The organism is Salirhabdus sp. Marseille-P4669 (assembly GCF_900240405.1).
Classification (GTDB): Bacteria; Bacillota; Bacilli; order Bacillales; family Alkalibacillaceae; genus OEQK01.
Genome location: NZ_OEQK01000005.1, coordinates 278,738 through 294,702, shown reverse-complemented (window position 1 = coordinate 294,702; position 15,965 = coordinate 278,738). Strand labels below are relative to the sequence as shown.

Here is a 15,965-nt window from a genome sequence, read left to right as displayed (position 1 = left end):
CTGTAAGTCTAGTGGTGATGGCGAAGAGGTCACACCTGTTCCCATTCCGAACACAGAAGTTAAGCTCTTCAGCGCCGATGGTAGTTGGGGTGTTTCCCCTGCGAGAGTAGGACATCGCTAGGCAAAGGCGAAGCCTCAGGTCTATTGGATCTGAGGCTTTTTTGTGCTCTATTTATTTACCCCATAAATAATGCAACCAATACCTATAAAAATCCATAAAAGCTTACTAAAAGGAATATCAGAAGCAATACTGTACAAGCCAACTGCTGTAGTTAATAAGAATATTAAGGGTCCAACTATTGACAACGAACTATTAACAATTAACGCTTTGTCCACTTGATTTAACTTTAATATTAAAATTGCTGCAAAAATTTCAATTGTTCCGGATAGAACTCTTAGAAGCGCCATCCCCAAAACCGCTTTTTCGATATAATTGAACATTGCTTTTTCTCCTTTTACATACATAATCTTAAGCATTATATGCAGTTCATGTATAAAAAAGGACAAGTTAGTTTTCTTTCGTAACTAATTATTTTATTCCATAATAGTTCTTCATGATTTCGTAAAATAATGAATCTACAGCATTATGGTTAACTTTTTCTGGAAGAGGACTATTTTGAAATGCGTTCTCCAATTGTAGAAACAATCGTTCCGTTAAAAGAAATATGTTTTCCCAAGATAATTCGCCATGTCGTATGGATAATAATAAATCCTGATTATCGTGCCTTTGAAGTACCGTAAGTGTACGTTCCGTTAAAATTTCAATCCCCATCAGAAGCAATCGTATGAGATGCATTGCCTGTTTGTGTAATTTATGTTCGGACTGAATGTTATTTTGCTTACGACTTTGAACACTTTTCACTGTATTTGATAATTCAGATGTAATTCCAAAAAGCTCAGTTAATGGTATTTGTTCAAAAGATATACAACATTTAAGGTCATTCTCTACAGCATATAAATGAAACTTTCCGTTTTTTAGGCTAGGATAGCGGTCCGTAGCATTTCTTATAATATGTTCAAGCTTGTGTAAAAGGTGTTCCACTATGTCTGATGAAGTAGTTTGGTTTAATCCTTGTTTCATTCGCATTAACTGATCTTTCGCATAGCCGCCAAAAGTATAATAACAAGTTTTCGTCAAAAAGGTTTCGCGATTGTTACGTAAATGATTTCCAAAGCTTGTACTTTTAACGATATGTGATTCATCTACAAATAGAGTTTCGAGTATGGTAGGGTTTTGTGCTTGCAGCAATCTCATCGTTTTCTTTAAAGAATGATATTCAATATCTGGATTATGTAAGGTGGTTGTCTCCCATTCTTTCTCTAACTGCAACGTATGTTGAATTGGTAAAATGACAATCGCTTTTTGATCAAGATCAGAATCTTTGACCTCGAGACCATATGCTGTAGAACCAGTTATTACTTGGTATATCGTATTTTCATCTAATAATCTTTGAGAAACCTTTTTCATTGATATCCTCCCTTCCATCGTTTATGGTTAATTATAAAATAAGATTTATTTTCATAACAGAATAGTAACTAAACATACAATTTTACCTATTTGCTAGGGCTTGTCAGTTAAACGGAAATTACTTTAAAGAGATTTTGTATTGTAGAGGGGGAAAATGAATTGAAAATAAGTGGGATTAATCATTTACTGTTCTCCGTGTCCAATTTACAGGAATCCGTCTTATTTTATAAAAACGTATTTGATGCAAAACTTCTTGTAGAGGGGGGAACTACTGCTTACTTCGACTTAAATGGACTATGGATAGCACTAAATGAAGAAAAACATATTCCAAGAAATGAAAAAAATCAATCCTATACACACATTGCCTTCTCAATAGATGAAGAAGATTTTGATGCGGTTGTAGAAAAATTGAGGAAATTAAAAGTCACTATATTGCCAGGTAGGGAAAGAGATCAGAGAGATAAAAAATCTATTTATTTTACAGATTTGGATGGTCACAAATTTGAATTTCATACCGGTACACTGGAAGATCGAATGTCTTACTATAAAGAAGAAAAGCAGCATATGAAATTTTATACATAAATTAAATTTAGTAATCTAAACTCACCCTTTAAGAGGGTGAGTTTAATGAGGCTGTTCTTCTTCACGTTTATTTGAAATATCTACAACAGATTTATATTCATTGTGAATTGGGCAATAGTAGGTAAACACTTGAATGGTACGATAGACATGAACATCATGATAATGATGATAGGCAATCGTTTTTACTTTTTTCTTATACTTGTCTACTAATTGTTCTTCTGTATGTACATGAACCTGTTCCCAACTATGCTCCTCTTTTAATTTTTCCTCAACCTTTGTTTCCGCATTGGTGTTTGTCCCAGTAAGCGTCACTAGTGAAATTGCGAATAGCTGCAACATCTTTTTCACGTAATCACCGTCCTATCGTTTAGCTCGTTTCCCTTTTATTCTTTATTATTACCAATAATAGATGGATTCATAATGGTAAAAAATTATTTGTTGCTATGCAAAATAAATAATCACGTTGTAGGGAAATAAAGAGGTTCTATAATAGCTTCTGATGTATTAAATTTAAACAAAGGTAAAATTTTAAACAAAGTTCAAAAAAAGTATTGCAATCTATAATAATTGTTGGTACTATATAGAAAATTCAGAAAATAACCCAATCCTTTATAACTATTAAGTTAGCAATAAAACAATGGTTTTAGGATACAAAAAAGTATAAGGTGATGGAATGAAATTATCTGAAAAAAAAATGTTACGTAAAAAAGAACAAATTCTCCTATCTGCTATAAAGATAATCAATCGCCGAGGATATAGCGGGGCCACTATGGAGGAAATTGCTTCCGAGTTACTAATGACGAAAGGGTCTTTATATTACTATTTCAAAAACAAAAGTGATTTAATGTATCAATGTCATAATTTCGTTTTATCACAAGCTATTTTTGACCTAGAAAGTATAGTGATTCAACAGCGTTCACCTGAAGATATTTTAAGACAAATGATTGCAACCCATATTGAATACGCCATAGAAGAAAAAGAAGTATTTAATATGATTATGGAACCAAAACGTTTTTTTAATAAAGAGCAGCTAGGATTCGTTCTAGAACTCAGAAAAAAATATGAAAAACTTTTTGATCAAGTCATAAGGAAGGGTTTAGAATCAAAAGAATTTGAAACGGATGAACCTATTATTATTCGAATGATTATACTAGGTTCTATGAATTGGATTCAACAATGGTTTAAAGCAGAAGGCAGGTTAACGAAAGAAGAAATTAAAAAAATGTATAGTGACAAATTGCTCAAATTATTAATGAAATAGATTGCGCTTATTATTAATAAAACGATAACTACAATTTCCCACAACATCCACCAATCCTACTAGTAACTTTCCAATCCAAATAGCTTTCTAAACGAACAGCACAAATTAGGTTCTCTTATACATAACATTTATCTTATAAAATAGCCATATATAGGTCAATTTATAAGCCATTTAAGTGTTAAAAAAATTTTTGATTTATGAAGAAAGTAGGGATGATATGTTAAAAGAACTATCAGAACGAGCTGTTAAGCTAAAAGAAGAATTAGTAGATTTTATGGAAGCGTATGTATACCCAAATGAAAAGGTGTATACAGAACAGTTGAGTAACCAAGAAAACAGATGGCAAATCCCACCCATTATGGAGGAATTGAAATCAAAGGCTAAAAATAAAGGATTATGGAATTTATTTTTACCAGATGAACAATATGGTGCTGGGCTAAGCAATTATGAATATGCACATTTATGTGAAATAATGGGTCGATCTTTAATTGCCCCTGAAGTATTTAATTGTAATGCACCAGACACTGGAAATATGGAGGTCTTAGTTAAATATGGTACAGAAGAGCAAAAGAAGCAGTGGCTTGAACCATTATTAGCTGGTGAAATTAGATCGGTTTTTTCCATGACAGAACCTGCTGTTGCTTCTTCTGATGCTACAAATATACAAAGTAGTATTGTAAGAGATGGGGATGAATATGTCATTAATGCTCGAAAATGGTGGTCTACAGGTGCGATGGACCCAAGATGTAAAATAGCCATTGTAATGGGAAAAACAGATCCGAATGCAGAGCGCCATAAACAGCAATCGATGATTTTAGTCCCATTTGATACACCAGGTGTAGAAGTCAAACGACATTTGCCGGTATTTGGTTATGATCATGCTCCAAATGGTCATGCAGAGATCCATTATAATAATGTACGTGTTCCTGCCTCCAATATATTGTTGGGCGAAGGAAGAGGGTTTGAAATTGCACAAGGAAGACTTGGACCTGGTAGAATCCATCATTGTATGCGAGCGATAGGTGCAGCAGAGAGAGCATTGGAATTATTGATTACAAGAGCGAATAGTAGAGAAGCATTTCATTCAAAATTAATAGATAAAGATGTTATCCGTGCTCAAATTGCAGAAAGTAGGATTGAAATTGAGCAAGCTAGATTGCTAACACTCCATGCTGCTAATAAAATCGATCAAGAAGGCGCAAAAGCGGCAAGAAAAGAGATTGCTATGATTAAGATTGCCGCACCACGTGTGGCTCTAAACGTACTTGATCGCGCAATTGAAGTTTATGGTGGGGCAGGTGTATCGGATGATTTTCCACTTGCTGAGCACTGGGCAAATGCTCGTACCTTACGAATTGTTGACGGTCCAGATCAAGTTCACCTACGTGATATAGGCAAGCTTGAAGTACGTGAACAGCTTTTAAAGGAAACGGAAACTGAACTTGTTGGCAGGTGAAAAAATGAAGTCGTGGTTTGTAACGAAAATCGGCAATCCAGAAGATGCGTTAAAAATAAAGGAAATAGTAAAGCCTGTTCCTAAGGCAGGCGAATTACTCATTAAAGTGAAAGCGTTTTCTTTGAACTTTTTTGATATTCTTCAATGCCAAGGTAAATATCAAGAAAAACCTAATTTACCGTTTACACCTGGTGCTGAGGCGGCTGGTTATATTGAAGATGTTGGAGAGGGTACTTCCTTTAAAAAGGGAGATCGTGTATTAATTACACCCCAATTGCCATCGGGAGCTTTTAGCGAGTACGTCACTGTTAAGGAAGATTATGCGTTTCTAATACCTGATGGACTCATGTTTGAAGATGCAGCAGCAATGTACATAACCTACCATACTAGTTATTATGCTTTGGAAAGTCGTGGCAATCTAAGAGAAGGTGAATCGCTACTTGTTCATGCTGGTGCAGGTGGTGTTGGAACTGCTGCCATCCAAATAGGTAAAGCATTTGGTGCAAAGGTGATTGCAACTGCGGGATCCACAGAGAAACTAGATATATGTATGAAAGCAGGAGCAGATGTAGTTGTTAATTATAATGAAGACGATTTTGTCAATATTGTAAAAAAAGTGACGGATGGAAAGGGTGCAGATGTAATTTTTGACCCAGTTGGTGGGGATGTTTTTCATAAATCAAGAAAATGTATAGCCTTTAATGGCCGTCTTTTAACAATAGGTTTTGCTAGTGGTACCATCCCGGAAGTGCCAATAAATCATGTACTAATTAAGGATTATTCGATAGTTGGTGTTCACTTTGGATATTATCGTGAATTATTCCCAGATAAAGTAAGATTAGCACATGAACATTTAATGGATTTATATAAATTAGGTAAGATAAAACCATTGATTTTTCACCAATATGACTTTCATGAGGTGATTGATGCTTTAACTAATTTAGAATCAAGAGAAACGTGGGGTAAATCAGTTGTGAAAATTTAGTATGATCTACAAATTTGTAAGATATAACCTTGTTTCATTAACATCATTTGATTATGGGTTTAGTAGACAAGGTTCATATATATTACAAGCAATTAGGGGGGAGGAAACAAGTTAAGAGAAATGGATAGTATCAAATAATAAATATTTAAAAAAGGAGGGGAATGAATGCCTGAGTATTGGAAAGACATTAATCCTTTCGTTCACGAGGAAGAAGTTAAAGGAATTACACTAAAAACGTATCGGGAACGACCTCGCAATTTAAATGAAACACTTTCAGAAAGTGTAGACAAGTTTCCAGAAAAAACAGCATTCGTTCATGGAAATGAACGAATAACCTATAAGCAATTACAAGAACAAGTGAATAACGCTGCTTATCAGTTAAGGCGTAAATATGGTGTAAACAAAGGAGACCGAGTAGCCTTTTTACTTATGAACGGTATTCCTTTTGTAGTTGGGGTATATGCTGCGTTACAAATAGGTGCAATAGCTGTACCGCTTAATACGAAATTAAAATCAACAGAGCTATCCTTTATGCTAAAAAATTCAGGTGCAAAAGTAGTAGTATCGAACCTAGAATGGTGGCCAAATATTGAATCTATATTAACAGATACACACGTGGAATCTGTTTTTATTACAGATGAAACACCGCCGGATGGTACATTGCCGTACTCCAGATTGATCGAACCAGCGGAAGAAAATATACAAGAAAAAGTAGATGAGCATGATTACGCATTTATTATGTATACTTCTGGAACAACGGGAAGACCTAAAGGTGCCTTAATTACCCATTTTAATATGATACACACGGCGTTAAACTATAAATATTGTTATAATCTTTCCTCTAATGATTCTACAGTTATTGCAGTTCCTGTTTTCCACATTACGGGATTAGCTGCTCAACTAATGACGTTTGTTTTACTTGGTGGCAAAACTGTTTTAATGCCAATGTTTAAATCAACACAATTCCTAGAAATCCTTCAAGACGAACAAATTACACACGTAATTGCATCTCCTACTGTTTATGTAATGACATTATTAGATCCAGCACATAAAAACTATGACGTATCGAAGTTTCGAGTCGGAGCTTTCGGTGGAGCACCAATGCCTAGTGAAACACTAAGAGCGCTTAAAAATTGGGTGCCAAACATAGAGCTTCATAATACTTACGGTTTGACCGAAACGACATCACCAGCAGTCATTATGCCGAATGAATATCAATTAAATCATGTACGTTCTGTGGGTGTTCCAACACCAGTTACAGAAGCAAAAATTGTGGACCCAGAAACAAGGGCAGAACGAAAACCTGGTGAAGTTGGTGAATTGTTATTTAAAGGTCCTATGGTTATCCAAAAATATTGGAATAACGAGGAGGCAACAAAAAAAGCAATTACAGGTGGTTGGTTAGCTACAGGTGACTTAGCAGCTATCGATGAAGAAGGCTTCGTAACGATAATGGACCGAATAAAGGATATGGTTAACCGCGGCGGAGAGAAAATTTTTTCTGTTGAAGTAGAGGACGTATTATATGCAAATCCAAAAGTAATGGAAGCGGCAATTGTTGGAGTACCAGATGATAAATATGGTGAGGTCGTAAAAGCATGCATTGTTCCTCGTAATGGCGAGATGCTCACGGAAGAAGAAGTGAAGAATTGGGTAAAAGATAGACTTGCTAAATATAAAGTTCCAACATATGTAGAATTCTTGACTATTTTACCAAGAAATCCAAATGGGAAAGTAGTGAAGACAGAATTACGTTATGTACCGGAAGTTAGTAAAAATTAAGGGGGAATTTATAATGAGTAAAATGGTGAATACGGTGACAGGACCAATCAGTGCAGACGCACTAGGAAAAACGTTAATGCATGAGCATTTCTTTTTTGGATACCCAGGTTTTTATGGAAATTCTGCTTATCCAGTAGATAAAGAGGAAGTGATTCGAGTTGGAATGGAGGTTGCAGCAACTGTTCAAGCACATGGTGTAAAAACAATTGTTGATGCAACACCTAATGAAGCAGGTAGAGATCCTGAATTACTTAGAGAGATTTCAGAGAAAACGGGATTAAATATAATCTGTTCAACAGGTTATTATTATGAAGGTGAAGGTGCACCTGCTTACTTTAAATTTAAGCAAGCTCTTGGATCAGCTGAAGACGAAATCTATGAGATGTTTATGAAGGAGATTACGGAAGGTATTGGGAATACTGGAATTAAGCCTGGTGTTATTAAACTAGGATCGGGTAAGGATGCAATATCTGATTATGAAAAAGTATTCTTTAAAGTCGCAGCCCGAGTACAAAAGGAAACAGGTATTTCCATTATTACACATACACAAGAAGGAACAATGGGACCAGAGCAAGCGCAATTACTTGTATCTGAAGGGGCGAACCCAAATCGTATCCTTATTGGACATATGGATGGAAATACAGATATCAACTATCATCTCCGTACATTAGAAACAGGTGTATTTGTTGGGTTTGACCGTTTTGGAATTCAAGGATTTGTTGGTGCACCAATGGATAAAGACCGAGTTGGGACTTTAATAGGTTTAATAGGATTAGGTTATGCGGACCAACTAATGATGTCTCACGATACAGTAAACCATTGGTTAGGAAAGGCTCCTGAATGGCCAGAAGAATTAGCTAAATTAATTGAAAATTGGCATCCAGGAAATATCTTTGAAAATATCGTACCGGCTCTACTAAAGGGCGGAGTTACGGAAGAACAAATTGATACGATACTAATCAAAAATCCGAATCGTATATTTGGCGGTAGTGAAGCTATAAACGATACGAAAGCCAAAGAAGAAGCTAGTGCCCGATAAACATTTCAAAGGGTGTGGGGAGTATTCCTTGCACCTTTTCTTTAATAGATTATCATTTCATACCTTTTATAGAGAATAGGTAGCTTATAACGTATTTGTTAGAAAGGTGAGACGAATGAATACAATTGGAAGATTAGTAGATTACAAATATATTGATTGGTTTAAGTTAAGAAGCCTTTTGAGAAAGGAGCTCGTTGATGTACCAGATGAATCTCTTCAGGTGAAAAAATTTTCAGAGGGCTACTCGAATATAACCTACTTAATCTCTATTGGTAATTGGGAAGCTGTATTACGGAGACCTCCATTCGGAAATATACCTTCTAAAGCTCATGATATGAAAAGAGAGTTTACGATATTATCCAAAGTAAATCGTGTATTTCCATTGGCCCCAAAGCCTCTGCTGTATAAGGAGGATACAGAAATCATGTCGAGACACTTTTATGTGATGGAGAAAAAACAAGGTGTCGTACTTGATGACACAATTCCAAAATCTATTGGGGAATCGAAAAAGGTAGGTCCTATTATTTCCAATAGTATGATTCATGCCTTGAATCAACTACAATCTATTAATATTGTCGAGGCTAATCTTACAGATATCGGGAAACCTGAAGGATATTTAGATAGGCAAGTAAATGGGTGGATTAAACGTTATCATCAATCAAAAACAGAACAAATTATCAATACTTCAGATTTGGAAGATTGGTTTCGAAAAAATATACCTACATCGCCAAACCCAACGATTGTGCACAATGACTTTAAATTAAATAATGTACTATTGGATGAACAAAATCCACGAAACATTAATGGAGTATTGGATTGGGAATTGTCAACAATCGGAGATCCTTTAACCGACTTAGGTTCAACAGTGGCATATTGGGGAGAGAGTGGAGACCCATATCTCGGAATTAATATTGTTACCAATCAGCCTGGCTTTTACAGTAGGAGACAATTTGTCGAAGAATATGCTCGATTAAGTGGGCGTGATCTATCAAACATACATTATTATGTTGCACTTGGTTTTTATAAATTGGCTGTCATTTTACAACAAATCTATTATCGATGGAAAAATGGTGAACTAAATGATTCAAGATTCGAGCATCTAAATATATCCATTAAGAATTTATTTGAAATGGCGGATTTAGCAAGAACAAAACAGCTCTTGTGATAGAGAAAAGGAAAACGTTAAGTGTTTGAAGAATAAGCTAATAACAATATGTTAACCTGAAAATAAAATAGAGGAGGAAGTGTAATTGCAATCTATTTACATTGTTGATGGCGCAAGAACAGCATTTACAAAATTCGGAGGTTCCTTTGTGAATACCGGAGCAACAGAACTAGGTAAAGCTACAGCAATAGAAGCTTTGAAAAGATCTAAGGTCGACCCAGAGCAAATCGATCATGTTATTTATGGTAATGTTATTCATTCAGAGAAAAATGCTTCCTATTTATCCCGCCATATTGGTTTGCATAGTGGTATTCCAAAAGAGGTGCCCGCTCTTACATTAAATCGCTTATGTGGGTCTGGTCTACAAGCTGTTATATCTGCCGCCCACCTTATTTTAGCGGAAGATGCACAGATTGTTCTTGCAGGGGGAACTGAAAATATGTCACAATCCCCATATTCCAATTTTGAACAACGATTCGGTGGGGGAAAAATGGGAAATCTAGCTTTTGAAGATATGTTGTTAACAACACTTACCGATCAATACACAGGTGAAGGAATGGGAATGACTGCTGAAAAACTAGCGAAATTATACCAAATTACGAGGGAAGAACAGGATTATTTTGCAATTGAATCAAACAAACGGGCTCAACAAGCTGTGGAAAAGAATATATTTGCAGAAGAAATTGTGCCTGTGGAAATAAAGAGTAGAAAAGGTGCGGTTTCGATTAATCAGGATGAACACATTAAACCAGATGCTAGCATCGAGACAATGAGTAAGCTTAGACCTTCCTTTTTAAAAGATGGTACCGTTACAGCTGGGAATGCATCGGGGATAAACGACGGTGCTGCTTCTTTAATTATTGCAAGTGAAAAAGCCGTACAAGAAAATAGCCTTCAACCAATTGCGAGAGTTTTATCATGGGCTGTTGCTGGAGTAGATCCTTCCATTATGGGAATTGGTCCAGTTCCTGCAATAAGGAAGGCGTTAAAACGAGCGAATCTTTCATTAAAAGAGATGGATTTAGTAGAAGTAAATGAGGCTTTTGCAGCCCAATATTTAGCTGTAGAAAAAGAATTACAGCTAGACCGAGAAAAGACAAATGTAAATGGTGGGGCAATAGCACTAGGTCATCCAGTAGGTGCAAGTGGAGCTAGAATATTACTTTCCACTTCATATGAGTTAAGGCGTACGAATAGGAAATATGCTGTAGTTAGCCTATGCATAGGTGGAGGTCAGGGAATTGCGATGGTGATTGAGCATGTCTAAATTACCATTAATTGTTGCTCCCATGTTTCTCGTATCTAATCCTGCAATGGTAATAGAAGCAGGGAAAGCTGGTGTAATCGGGTCATTCCCTTTGCTAAATGCACGACCAATATCGAAATGTGCGGAATGGCTGAAACAGATTAAAGAAAAATTAAAGGATCACCAATGGGCTGTTAACATTATATGTCATAAACAATCAAATAAAAGATACGAAGAGGACCTCCACTTAATTAAAGAGTTTCAACCACCAATTGTCATAACCTCTCTTGGACATCCTGGAGAGGTTATCGACATTGTACATCAATATGGAGGTCTCGTCTATTCAGATGTAGCTACTGTTAAACATGCTAAAAAATCAGCTCAAATAGGTGTGGATGGTCTTATTTTGGTTTGTGCTGGTGCTGGTGGTCATGGAGGAACTTTAAATCCATTTGCATTTATACAAGCTGTGAAAGCTTTTTATAGCGGAACTATTATTCTTTCAGGAAGTATTTCAACTGGTCAAGACATTGCAGCAGCTCAATTAATGGGAGCTGATTATGCATATATGGGAACGAGATTTTTAGTAGCGGAGGAAAGCCAAGCAGTTGAAGAATATAAAAAAATGGTGATTGAATCTACAATGGAGGATGTATTATATACAAATGCTTTTAGTGGCGTTTATGCAAATGTCTTAATCCCAAGTTTAATAAAGGAAGGAATTGAACCAGGTAGCTTGAAATCAAGAGAGGATATCGACCTTTCTCATTTGGTTGATGTCAAAGCATGGAGAGATATTTGGTCTGCTGGACATGGTGTTACATCGGTACAAAAAGTAGAGTCAATGAAGGACATTATTAATCAATTAAAAAAAGAATATGATTCGGGGGTGTCTCGTCTTGTACAAAACGATTAAATCGGAATTGGATCATGGTATTGCCACGTTATTTCTTAATCGTCCAGATAAAATGAATGCGTATACACACCAAATGAATGAAGAATTACTAGATTTTTATAAAAAGGCAGACGATGATGATAACGTTCGTGTAATTATTGTTACTGGAGAAGGTAGAGCGTTTTGTGCCGGTATGGATTTAAGTGAAGGGGGATCAACTTTTGATTCGGATGGAACAATCGATGATTATCGGGACTTAGGGGGTCAAGTAAGTTTGCAAGTATATAATATGAAAAAGCCAATTATAGCGGCAATAAATGGTCCTGCTGTTGGTATCGGGATGACGATGACATTACCTATGGATATTCGGATCGTAAAAAAAGAGGCGAAAATTGGCTTCGTATTTGGCCGAAGAGGAATTGGGCCAGAGGCGGCATCAGGTTGGTTCTTACCACGCATCGTTGGAGTTGGAAAGGCATTAGAATGGACGTATACAGGAAGATATATCCCTACTTCAGAAGCAAAAGAATGCGGTTTAGTTCAATATGAGGTGGACAATCCATTAGCGAAAGCATATGAACTAGCTAGGGAAATTGTTGACAATACTGCTGCTACTTCTAATCGTTTTACTAGGCAGTTAATATGGGGAATGCTTGGCGAAAATCACCCGTACGCCTCACATTTAGCTGAGTCTAAGTTTCTTTATTGGGCAGGGAAGAATGCAGATGCAGAAGAAGGAATACAATCTTTTTTGGAAAAGAGGCCACCTAAATTTCCGTTAACAAGCAATGATTTACCAGATTTCCTTAAGGAAAGGAATGAGGTAAAGTGAAGGTAGGTGTTGTCGGTTCAGGTATTATGGGAAGTGGTATAGCACAAGTAATGGCAATGCATGCACACGATGTCATTCTTATGGATTCCAATACCAATGCATTAAATAAAGGGAAGGCCAGTATAACCGAGAGTTTAAATAAAATTCTAGTAAAGAAACATTATTCTTGGTCTGTGCAAACGGTGATGGACCGCATAACATTTACCACCAATAAGCAAGAACTACACGATGTCGAAGTGCTATTTGAAGCAGTCACAGAAAAAACGGATGTGAAAAAGGCTGTATTCAAAGAACTTGATGCAATTTGTCAACAGGATACTATTTTTGCTTCAAATACTTCTGGACTATCCATAACAGAAATCGCTTTTGCAACTAGTAGGCCAGAAAAAGTATGCGGAATACACTTTTTTAATCCTGTACCAATAATGAAGTTGGTCGAAATCATACAGCACCAACACTTAGATAAAGAGGTTTTGAAAAAAGTAGAAAATATTGTTGCGGATTTGAATAAAGAAAGTATAGTGGTTACAGATACTCCTTTGTTTGTTGTTAATCGAATCTTAATTCCGATGATCTCGGAAGCAATTTTTGTATTAGAAGAGGGGATAGCATCAAAAGAAGATATCGATAAGGGAATGATGCTGGGAGCTAGTCATCCAATCGGCCCTCTTAAGCTTGCAGATTATATTGGTCTAGATACATTACTTTATGTACAAGAGACATTATTTAAGGAAACTGGTGACCCAAAATATCGAATTCCAAAACGATTGAAACAGTTAGTTCGAGCAGGACATTTTGGAAGGAAAACAGGGAAAGGATTTTACGACTATAAGTTGGAGATTGTAAATAGCTAGGATTTTGGCTTGTTGAAAATATGTTTATATTTCCCAGTAGTTATGGAATGACAATCCATGTGAAATGATATACAATTAAATTAACCTAATATAATTCCTATAAGGGGAGTAGCTTTTACAGCAAAGTCGTCATTACAGGGAATATCCCTCGGCTTTGTTGGCAACCGCTCGTTGTTAGCAAGACCTTACCAAACGAATAAGTATCATTTGGTAAGGTCTCTTTGTATATCAGGTAAAATAAAACATTGGAGGAAGCAAAATGAATCCTATTGTGTTTAAAAATATGCCTACATTTGTTAAGAAAGAAATGGAAATCATTATGGGTGTTTTAAAACCCTATATGAAAAAATTTTCCAAATATCGTATCTTTGCTATTCCTTTAATGGTCTTTCCCATTATGAATTTATTTTTGCTCCTTCTATCAGGAGGATGGTATTTGGACGCTATTCCAACACTAGCTATTTATGCGTTGATGGGTGCCATTGGTATTGCTTTATTTAAAGAATCTAAGCATGTCCAAAAAGAAATGGAATCTATTAGTACAGAACGAATGATTGAAAGAATTAACAGAAGTGAATTATTAAACGATTTTACAAAAAAAGAATATATAAACACAATAAAAATGCAACCAAAACTAGGTTTTCAAGCCTTTCTACAGTTTTTAACGGAGGAACATGAACGAAAGCAAAGAATTCATGAGTAATATTGTAAAAAGAGAAAATTCACAAACAAAAAACCCTATATAAAGGGTTTTTTTATTTGGATATTCTACTTACATGTTTACTAAATGACTTGTTCTACTTCCCAATTTTCATTTACATAAAGTCCTATTACTTCCATATCAAAGCCCCAAGCTTTGACTTTTTCCACAGATTCTTCAATCATGCGGCATTTCACGTCACGGCTAACTGGATTTCCAGCACAATCGTGATGTCCAATCACAGCGATGGATTTAGATCCATGTGCATCCCTTGATATGATGACTTTGTCTTTTATTTTTTCAATCTCATCATCGGTTCCATGTAAGAAAACCTTTGTGGGACCTGGTTCTGTTATCATATCAATGAATGGTACCGAATATTTTTCTTGCATCCATTTAATTATCGGCAATTGGGCACGCCCATCCATGCAATTTATTGCTGTCGCAAATTGAGTGTCACTCATGTATTTCCCCCCTCACTTCATACTATAAGGTGATTAAGTTTTAATGCATTTTGGTATATATAGTTATACCCATTTTTATCTTCTATGAAACTACTTTTAAAAAAAAATGATGATAAAATATTAAGATATAAGAGGGGTGAACTAAATGGAATTTAAAAGAATGGATGTAGAAAAACATACCGATATCATTATACCATTTCGGAGAGATTCATTTTATGTGAGCTTTGGAACAGATGAAGGTTTTGGAGAAGATAAGGACTATATCAGTTGGGTGCAAAAGCATGCCGTCAAATATCCCGATGGATTTGTTCTTGTTCTTGAAAACGACAAACCAATAGGACAGCTAGAATTAACGACTAAGGCGTATAAAGACAATAAGATTGGTTATGTCCATTTATATTATTTAATACCGGAAAAAAGAGGGTCTGGGTTAGGTGTAAAGCTACATCAATATGCAGTACAATTTTTTAAGAAACAAAGTGTTGACGAATATCATCTAAGAGTTTCAAAGACAAACTCATCCGCTCGAACCTTTTATCAAAAACTTGGCATGACAGAAGTGGGCGAAGAGGTAAACGGAAAAGTGATTCGAATGAAAGGTTATGTAGATAAATCGTTTTGAATAAATTAGTAAAGTAAATAGGTGAACAATCAGATCAGAGGGTTTCAACAGCAATATATCCGGAAAGTACATACTATAAAAGTGGTACCTTAGTATGGGGACCGCATTTTTTGCACTATTGCTAAAGGGTAAAAAATAATGGTGTCGAAGAAGATTAGAAGGGTATGATATTGTAATGAATTTTCGATATGGGAGGGGAAAACATGTTAAAAAAGAAGTGTTATACTTGTAAAAAAGTATTCGAAATTGACCATACCGACTTACAATACCAAAAAATAAAAGCAAACCCCAATGCACTATACATATGTAAAAAATGTAATCAATCAATGCAGGTAGAAGCTCAACTAAATACAGGACTTAATCCTGATATGATCGATAAGCATACTAAGTTTTTGAAATAGATGTAATTATTATAAGTGAAAAATGAATGAGATTTGTCTTCAGATTATGGATTACTTCCTTTACTCCCACAGTAGATTACCCATATTTCTCGCTTTACGATCACTATTAATAAGGAAAGGGAATAAAAGAACATGTTAACCTTGGACTTTCAATAAATAAGTTCCAAAAGTCTAAGCAGCGTATATAGTCACTCATTAACAATTAACTGGGCG

Annotated in this window: 18 protein-coding genes and 1 rRNA gene; 15 read left to right on the top strand and 4 right to left on the bottom strand. The window is 35.6% G+C overall.

What is annotated here, in order from left to right; all coding sequences use genetic code 11:
• Positions 1 to 7 precede the first annotated feature (7 nt).
• Positions 8 to 123, top strand: a 5S ribosomal RNA gene (gene rrf / locus C1A05_RS11990).
• Positions 124 to 168: 45 nt separating this feature from the next.
• Here the strand turns inward: rrf and C1A05_RS11985 are convergent.
• Both C1A05_RS11985 and C1A05_RS11980 read right to left on the bottom strand, forming a co-directional pair.
• Positions 169 to 441 carry a YqhV family protein gene (locus tag C1A05_RS11985; RefSeq protein ID WP_102028469.1) on the bottom strand — a complete coding sequence of 91 codons (273 nt, stop codon included), beginning with the start codon at positions 439 to 441 and terminating at the stop codon, positions 169 to 171.
• Positions 442 to 529: 88 nt separating this feature from the next.
• A complete protein-coding gene (locus tag C1A05_RS11980; protein ID WP_159462065.1) occupies positions 530 to 1,468 on the bottom strand; it encodes a DNA polymerase beta superfamily protein in 939 nt (312 codons plus the stop codon).
• 159 nt (positions 1,469 to 1,627) lie between these two features.
• Between C1A05_RS11980 and fosB the strand changes: the two genes are divergently transcribed.
• On the top strand, positions 1,628 to 2,050 hold the full coding sequence (gene fosB, locus C1A05_RS11975; RefSeq protein WP_102028467.1) for a metallothiol transferase FosB: 423 nt from the start codon (positions 1,628 to 1,630) through the stop codon (positions 2,048 to 2,050).
• A 42-nt stretch (positions 2,051 to 2,092) separates the two neighbouring features.
• Here the strand turns inward: fosB and C1A05_RS11970 are convergent, their stop codons facing one another.
• Positions 2,093 to 2,398: a hypothetical protein gene (locus tag C1A05_RS11970; RefSeq protein WP_102028466.1), complete on the bottom strand. Its 306-nt coding sequence runs from the start codon at positions 2,396 to 2,398 to the stop codon at positions 2,093 to 2,095.
• A 325-nt stretch (positions 2,399 to 2,723) separates the two neighbouring features.
• On the opposite strand from C1A05_RS11970, the gene C1A05_RS11965 reads away from it, so the two are divergent.
• The 11 genes from C1A05_RS11965 (at position 2,724) to C1A05_RS11915 (ending at position 14,268) form a co-directional block, all read left to right on the top strand.
• The gene (locus C1A05_RS11965) at positions 2,724 to 3,311 is read left to right on the top strand and encodes a TetR/AcrR family transcriptional regulator (protein ID WP_102028465.1); all 588 of its coding nucleotides are present in this window, start codon (positions 2,724 to 2,726) and stop codon (positions 3,309 to 3,311) included.
• Positions 3,312 to 3,528: 217 nt separating this feature from the next.
• Complete coding sequence (locus C1A05_RS11960; RefSeq protein WP_102028464.1) at positions 3,529 to 4,767, top strand: acyl-CoA dehydrogenase family protein; 1,239 nt, start codon at positions 3,529 to 3,531, stop codon at positions 4,765 to 4,767.
• Positions 4,768 to 4,771: 4 nt separating this feature from the next.
• A complete protein-coding gene (locus C1A05_RS11955; RefSeq protein ID WP_102028463.1) occupies positions 4,772 to 5,752 on the top strand; it encodes an NADPH:quinone oxidoreductase family protein in 981 nt (326 codons plus the stop codon).
• A 165-nt stretch (positions 5,753 to 5,917) separates the two neighbouring features.
• A complete protein-coding gene (locus C1A05_RS11950; protein WP_102028462.1) occupies positions 5,918 to 7,534 on the top strand; it encodes a class I adenylate-forming enzyme family protein in 1,617 nt (538 codons plus the stop codon).
• Between the two features lie 13 nt (positions 7,535 to 7,547).
• Positions 7,548 to 8,573: a phosphotriesterase family protein gene (locus C1A05_RS11945; RefSeq protein ID WP_102028461.1), complete on the top strand. Its 1,026-nt coding sequence runs from the start codon at positions 7,548 to 7,550 to the stop codon at positions 8,571 to 8,573.
• Positions 8,574 to 8,688: 115 nt separating this feature from the next.
• The gene (locus tag C1A05_RS11940; RefSeq protein WP_102028460.1) at positions 8,689 to 9,738 is read left to right on the top strand and encodes a phosphotransferase family protein; all 1,050 of its coding nucleotides are present in this window, start codon (positions 8,689 to 8,691) and stop codon (positions 9,736 to 9,738) included.
• An 85-nt stretch (positions 9,739 to 9,823) separates the two neighbouring features.
• Positions 9,824 to 11,005 (top strand): acetyl-CoA C-acetyltransferase, encoded by a 1,182-nt coding sequence (locus tag C1A05_RS11935; RefSeq protein ID WP_102028459.1) that lies wholly within the window; start codon positions 9,824 to 9,826, stop codon positions 11,003 to 11,005.
• The gene (locus C1A05_RS11930) at positions 10,998 to 11,900 is read left to right on the top strand and encodes an NAD(P)H-dependent flavin oxidoreductase (RefSeq protein ID WP_102028458.1); all 903 of its coding nucleotides are present in this window, start codon (positions 10,998 to 11,000) and stop codon (positions 11,898 to 11,900) included. Before C1A05_RS11935 ends, C1A05_RS11930 begins: the two co-directional genes overlap by 8 nt.
• A complete protein-coding gene (locus tag C1A05_RS11925; protein ID WP_102028457.1) occupies positions 11,884 to 12,711 on the top strand; it encodes an enoyl-CoA hydratase-related protein in 828 nt (275 codons plus the stop codon). Before C1A05_RS11930 ends, C1A05_RS11925 begins: the two co-directional genes overlap by 17 nt.
• Positions 12,708 to 13,565 carry a 3-hydroxyacyl-CoA dehydrogenase family protein gene (locus C1A05_RS11920; RefSeq protein ID WP_102028456.1) on the top strand — a complete coding sequence of 286 codons (858 nt, stop codon included), beginning with the start codon at positions 12,708 to 12,710 and terminating at the stop codon, positions 13,563 to 13,565. The genes C1A05_RS11925 and C1A05_RS11920 overlap by 4 nt, the downstream gene beginning before the upstream one ends.
• Positions 13,566 to 13,824: 259 nt before the next feature.
• Complete coding sequence (locus tag C1A05_RS11915; RefSeq protein ID WP_102028455.1) at positions 13,825 to 14,268, top strand: DUF5392 family protein; 444 nt, start codon at positions 13,825 to 13,827, stop codon at positions 14,266 to 14,268.
• 80 nt (positions 14,269 to 14,348) lie between these two features.
• Here the strand turns inward: C1A05_RS11915 and C1A05_RS11910 are convergent, their stop codons facing one another.
• On the bottom strand, positions 14,349 to 14,729 hold the full coding sequence (locus tag C1A05_RS11910; RefSeq protein ID WP_102028454.1) for a carbonic anhydrase: 381 nt from the start codon (positions 14,727 to 14,729) through the stop codon (positions 14,349 to 14,351).
• Between the two features lie 145 nt (positions 14,730 to 14,874).
• Between C1A05_RS11910 and C1A05_RS11905 the strand changes: the two genes are divergently transcribed.
• Together C1A05_RS11905 and C1A05_RS11900 are read left to right on the top strand one after the other, a co-directional pair.
• Entirely contained in the window at positions 14,875 to 15,351 is a 477-nt protein-coding gene (locus C1A05_RS11905; RefSeq protein WP_102028453.1) for a GNAT family N-acetyltransferase, read from the top strand.
• A gap of 203 nt (positions 15,352 to 15,554) precedes the next feature.
• A complete protein-coding gene (locus C1A05_RS11900) occupies positions 15,555 to 15,752 on the top strand; it encodes a DUF2197 domain-containing protein (RefSeq protein WP_159462064.1) in 198 nt (65 codons plus the stop codon).
• Positions 15,753 to 15,965 lie beyond the last annotated feature (213 nt).

Coding starts and splice junctions, on each gene's coding strand:
- C1A05_RS11980 (WP_159462065.1), bottom strand. CDS start 1,468: ATGAAAAAGGTTTCTCAAAGATTATTAGATGAAAATACGATATACCAA.
- C1A05_RS11900 (WP_159462064.1), top strand. CDS start 15,555: ATGTTAAAAAAGAAGTGTTATACTTGTAAAAAAGTATTCGAAATTGAC.
- C1A05_RS11960 (WP_102028464.1), top strand. CDS start 3,529: ATGTTAAAAGAACTATCAGAACGAGCTGTTAAGCTAAAAGAAGAATTA.
- C1A05_RS11905 (WP_102028453.1), top strand. CDS start 14,875: ATGGAATTTAAAAGAATGGATGTAGAAAAACATACCGATATCATTATA.
- C1A05_RS11965 (WP_102028465.1), top strand. CDS start 2,724: ATGAAATTATCTGAAAAAAAAATGTTACGTAAAAAAGAACAAATTCTC.
- C1A05_RS11955 (WP_102028463.1), top strand. CDS start 4,772: ATGAAGTCGTGGTTTGTAACGAAAATCGGCAATCCAGAAGATGCGTTA.
- C1A05_RS11940 (WP_102028460.1), top strand. CDS start 8,689: ATGAATACAATTGGAAGATTAGTAGATTACAAATATATTGATTGGTTT.
- C1A05_RS11915 (WP_102028455.1), top strand. CDS start 13,825: ATGAATCCTATTGTGTTTAAAAATATGCCTACATTTGTTAAGAAAGAA.
- C1A05_RS11910 (WP_102028454.1), bottom strand. CDS start 14,729: ATGAGTGACACTCAATTTGCGACAGCAATAAATTGCATGGATGGGCGT.
- C1A05_RS11950 (WP_102028462.1), top strand. CDS start 5,918: ATGCCTGAGTATTGGAAAGACATTAATCCTTTCGTTCACGAGGAAGAA.
- C1A05_RS11930 (WP_102028458.1), top strand. CDS start 10,998: ATGTCTAAATTACCATTAATTGTTGCTCCCATGTTTCTCGTATCTAAT.
- C1A05_RS11985 (WP_102028469.1), bottom strand. CDS start 441: ATGTTCAATTATATCGAAAAAGCGGTTTTGGGGATGGCGCTTCTAAGA.
- C1A05_RS11945 (WP_102028461.1), top strand. CDS start 7,548: ATGAGTAAAATGGTGAATACGGTGACAGGACCAATCAGTGCAGACGCA.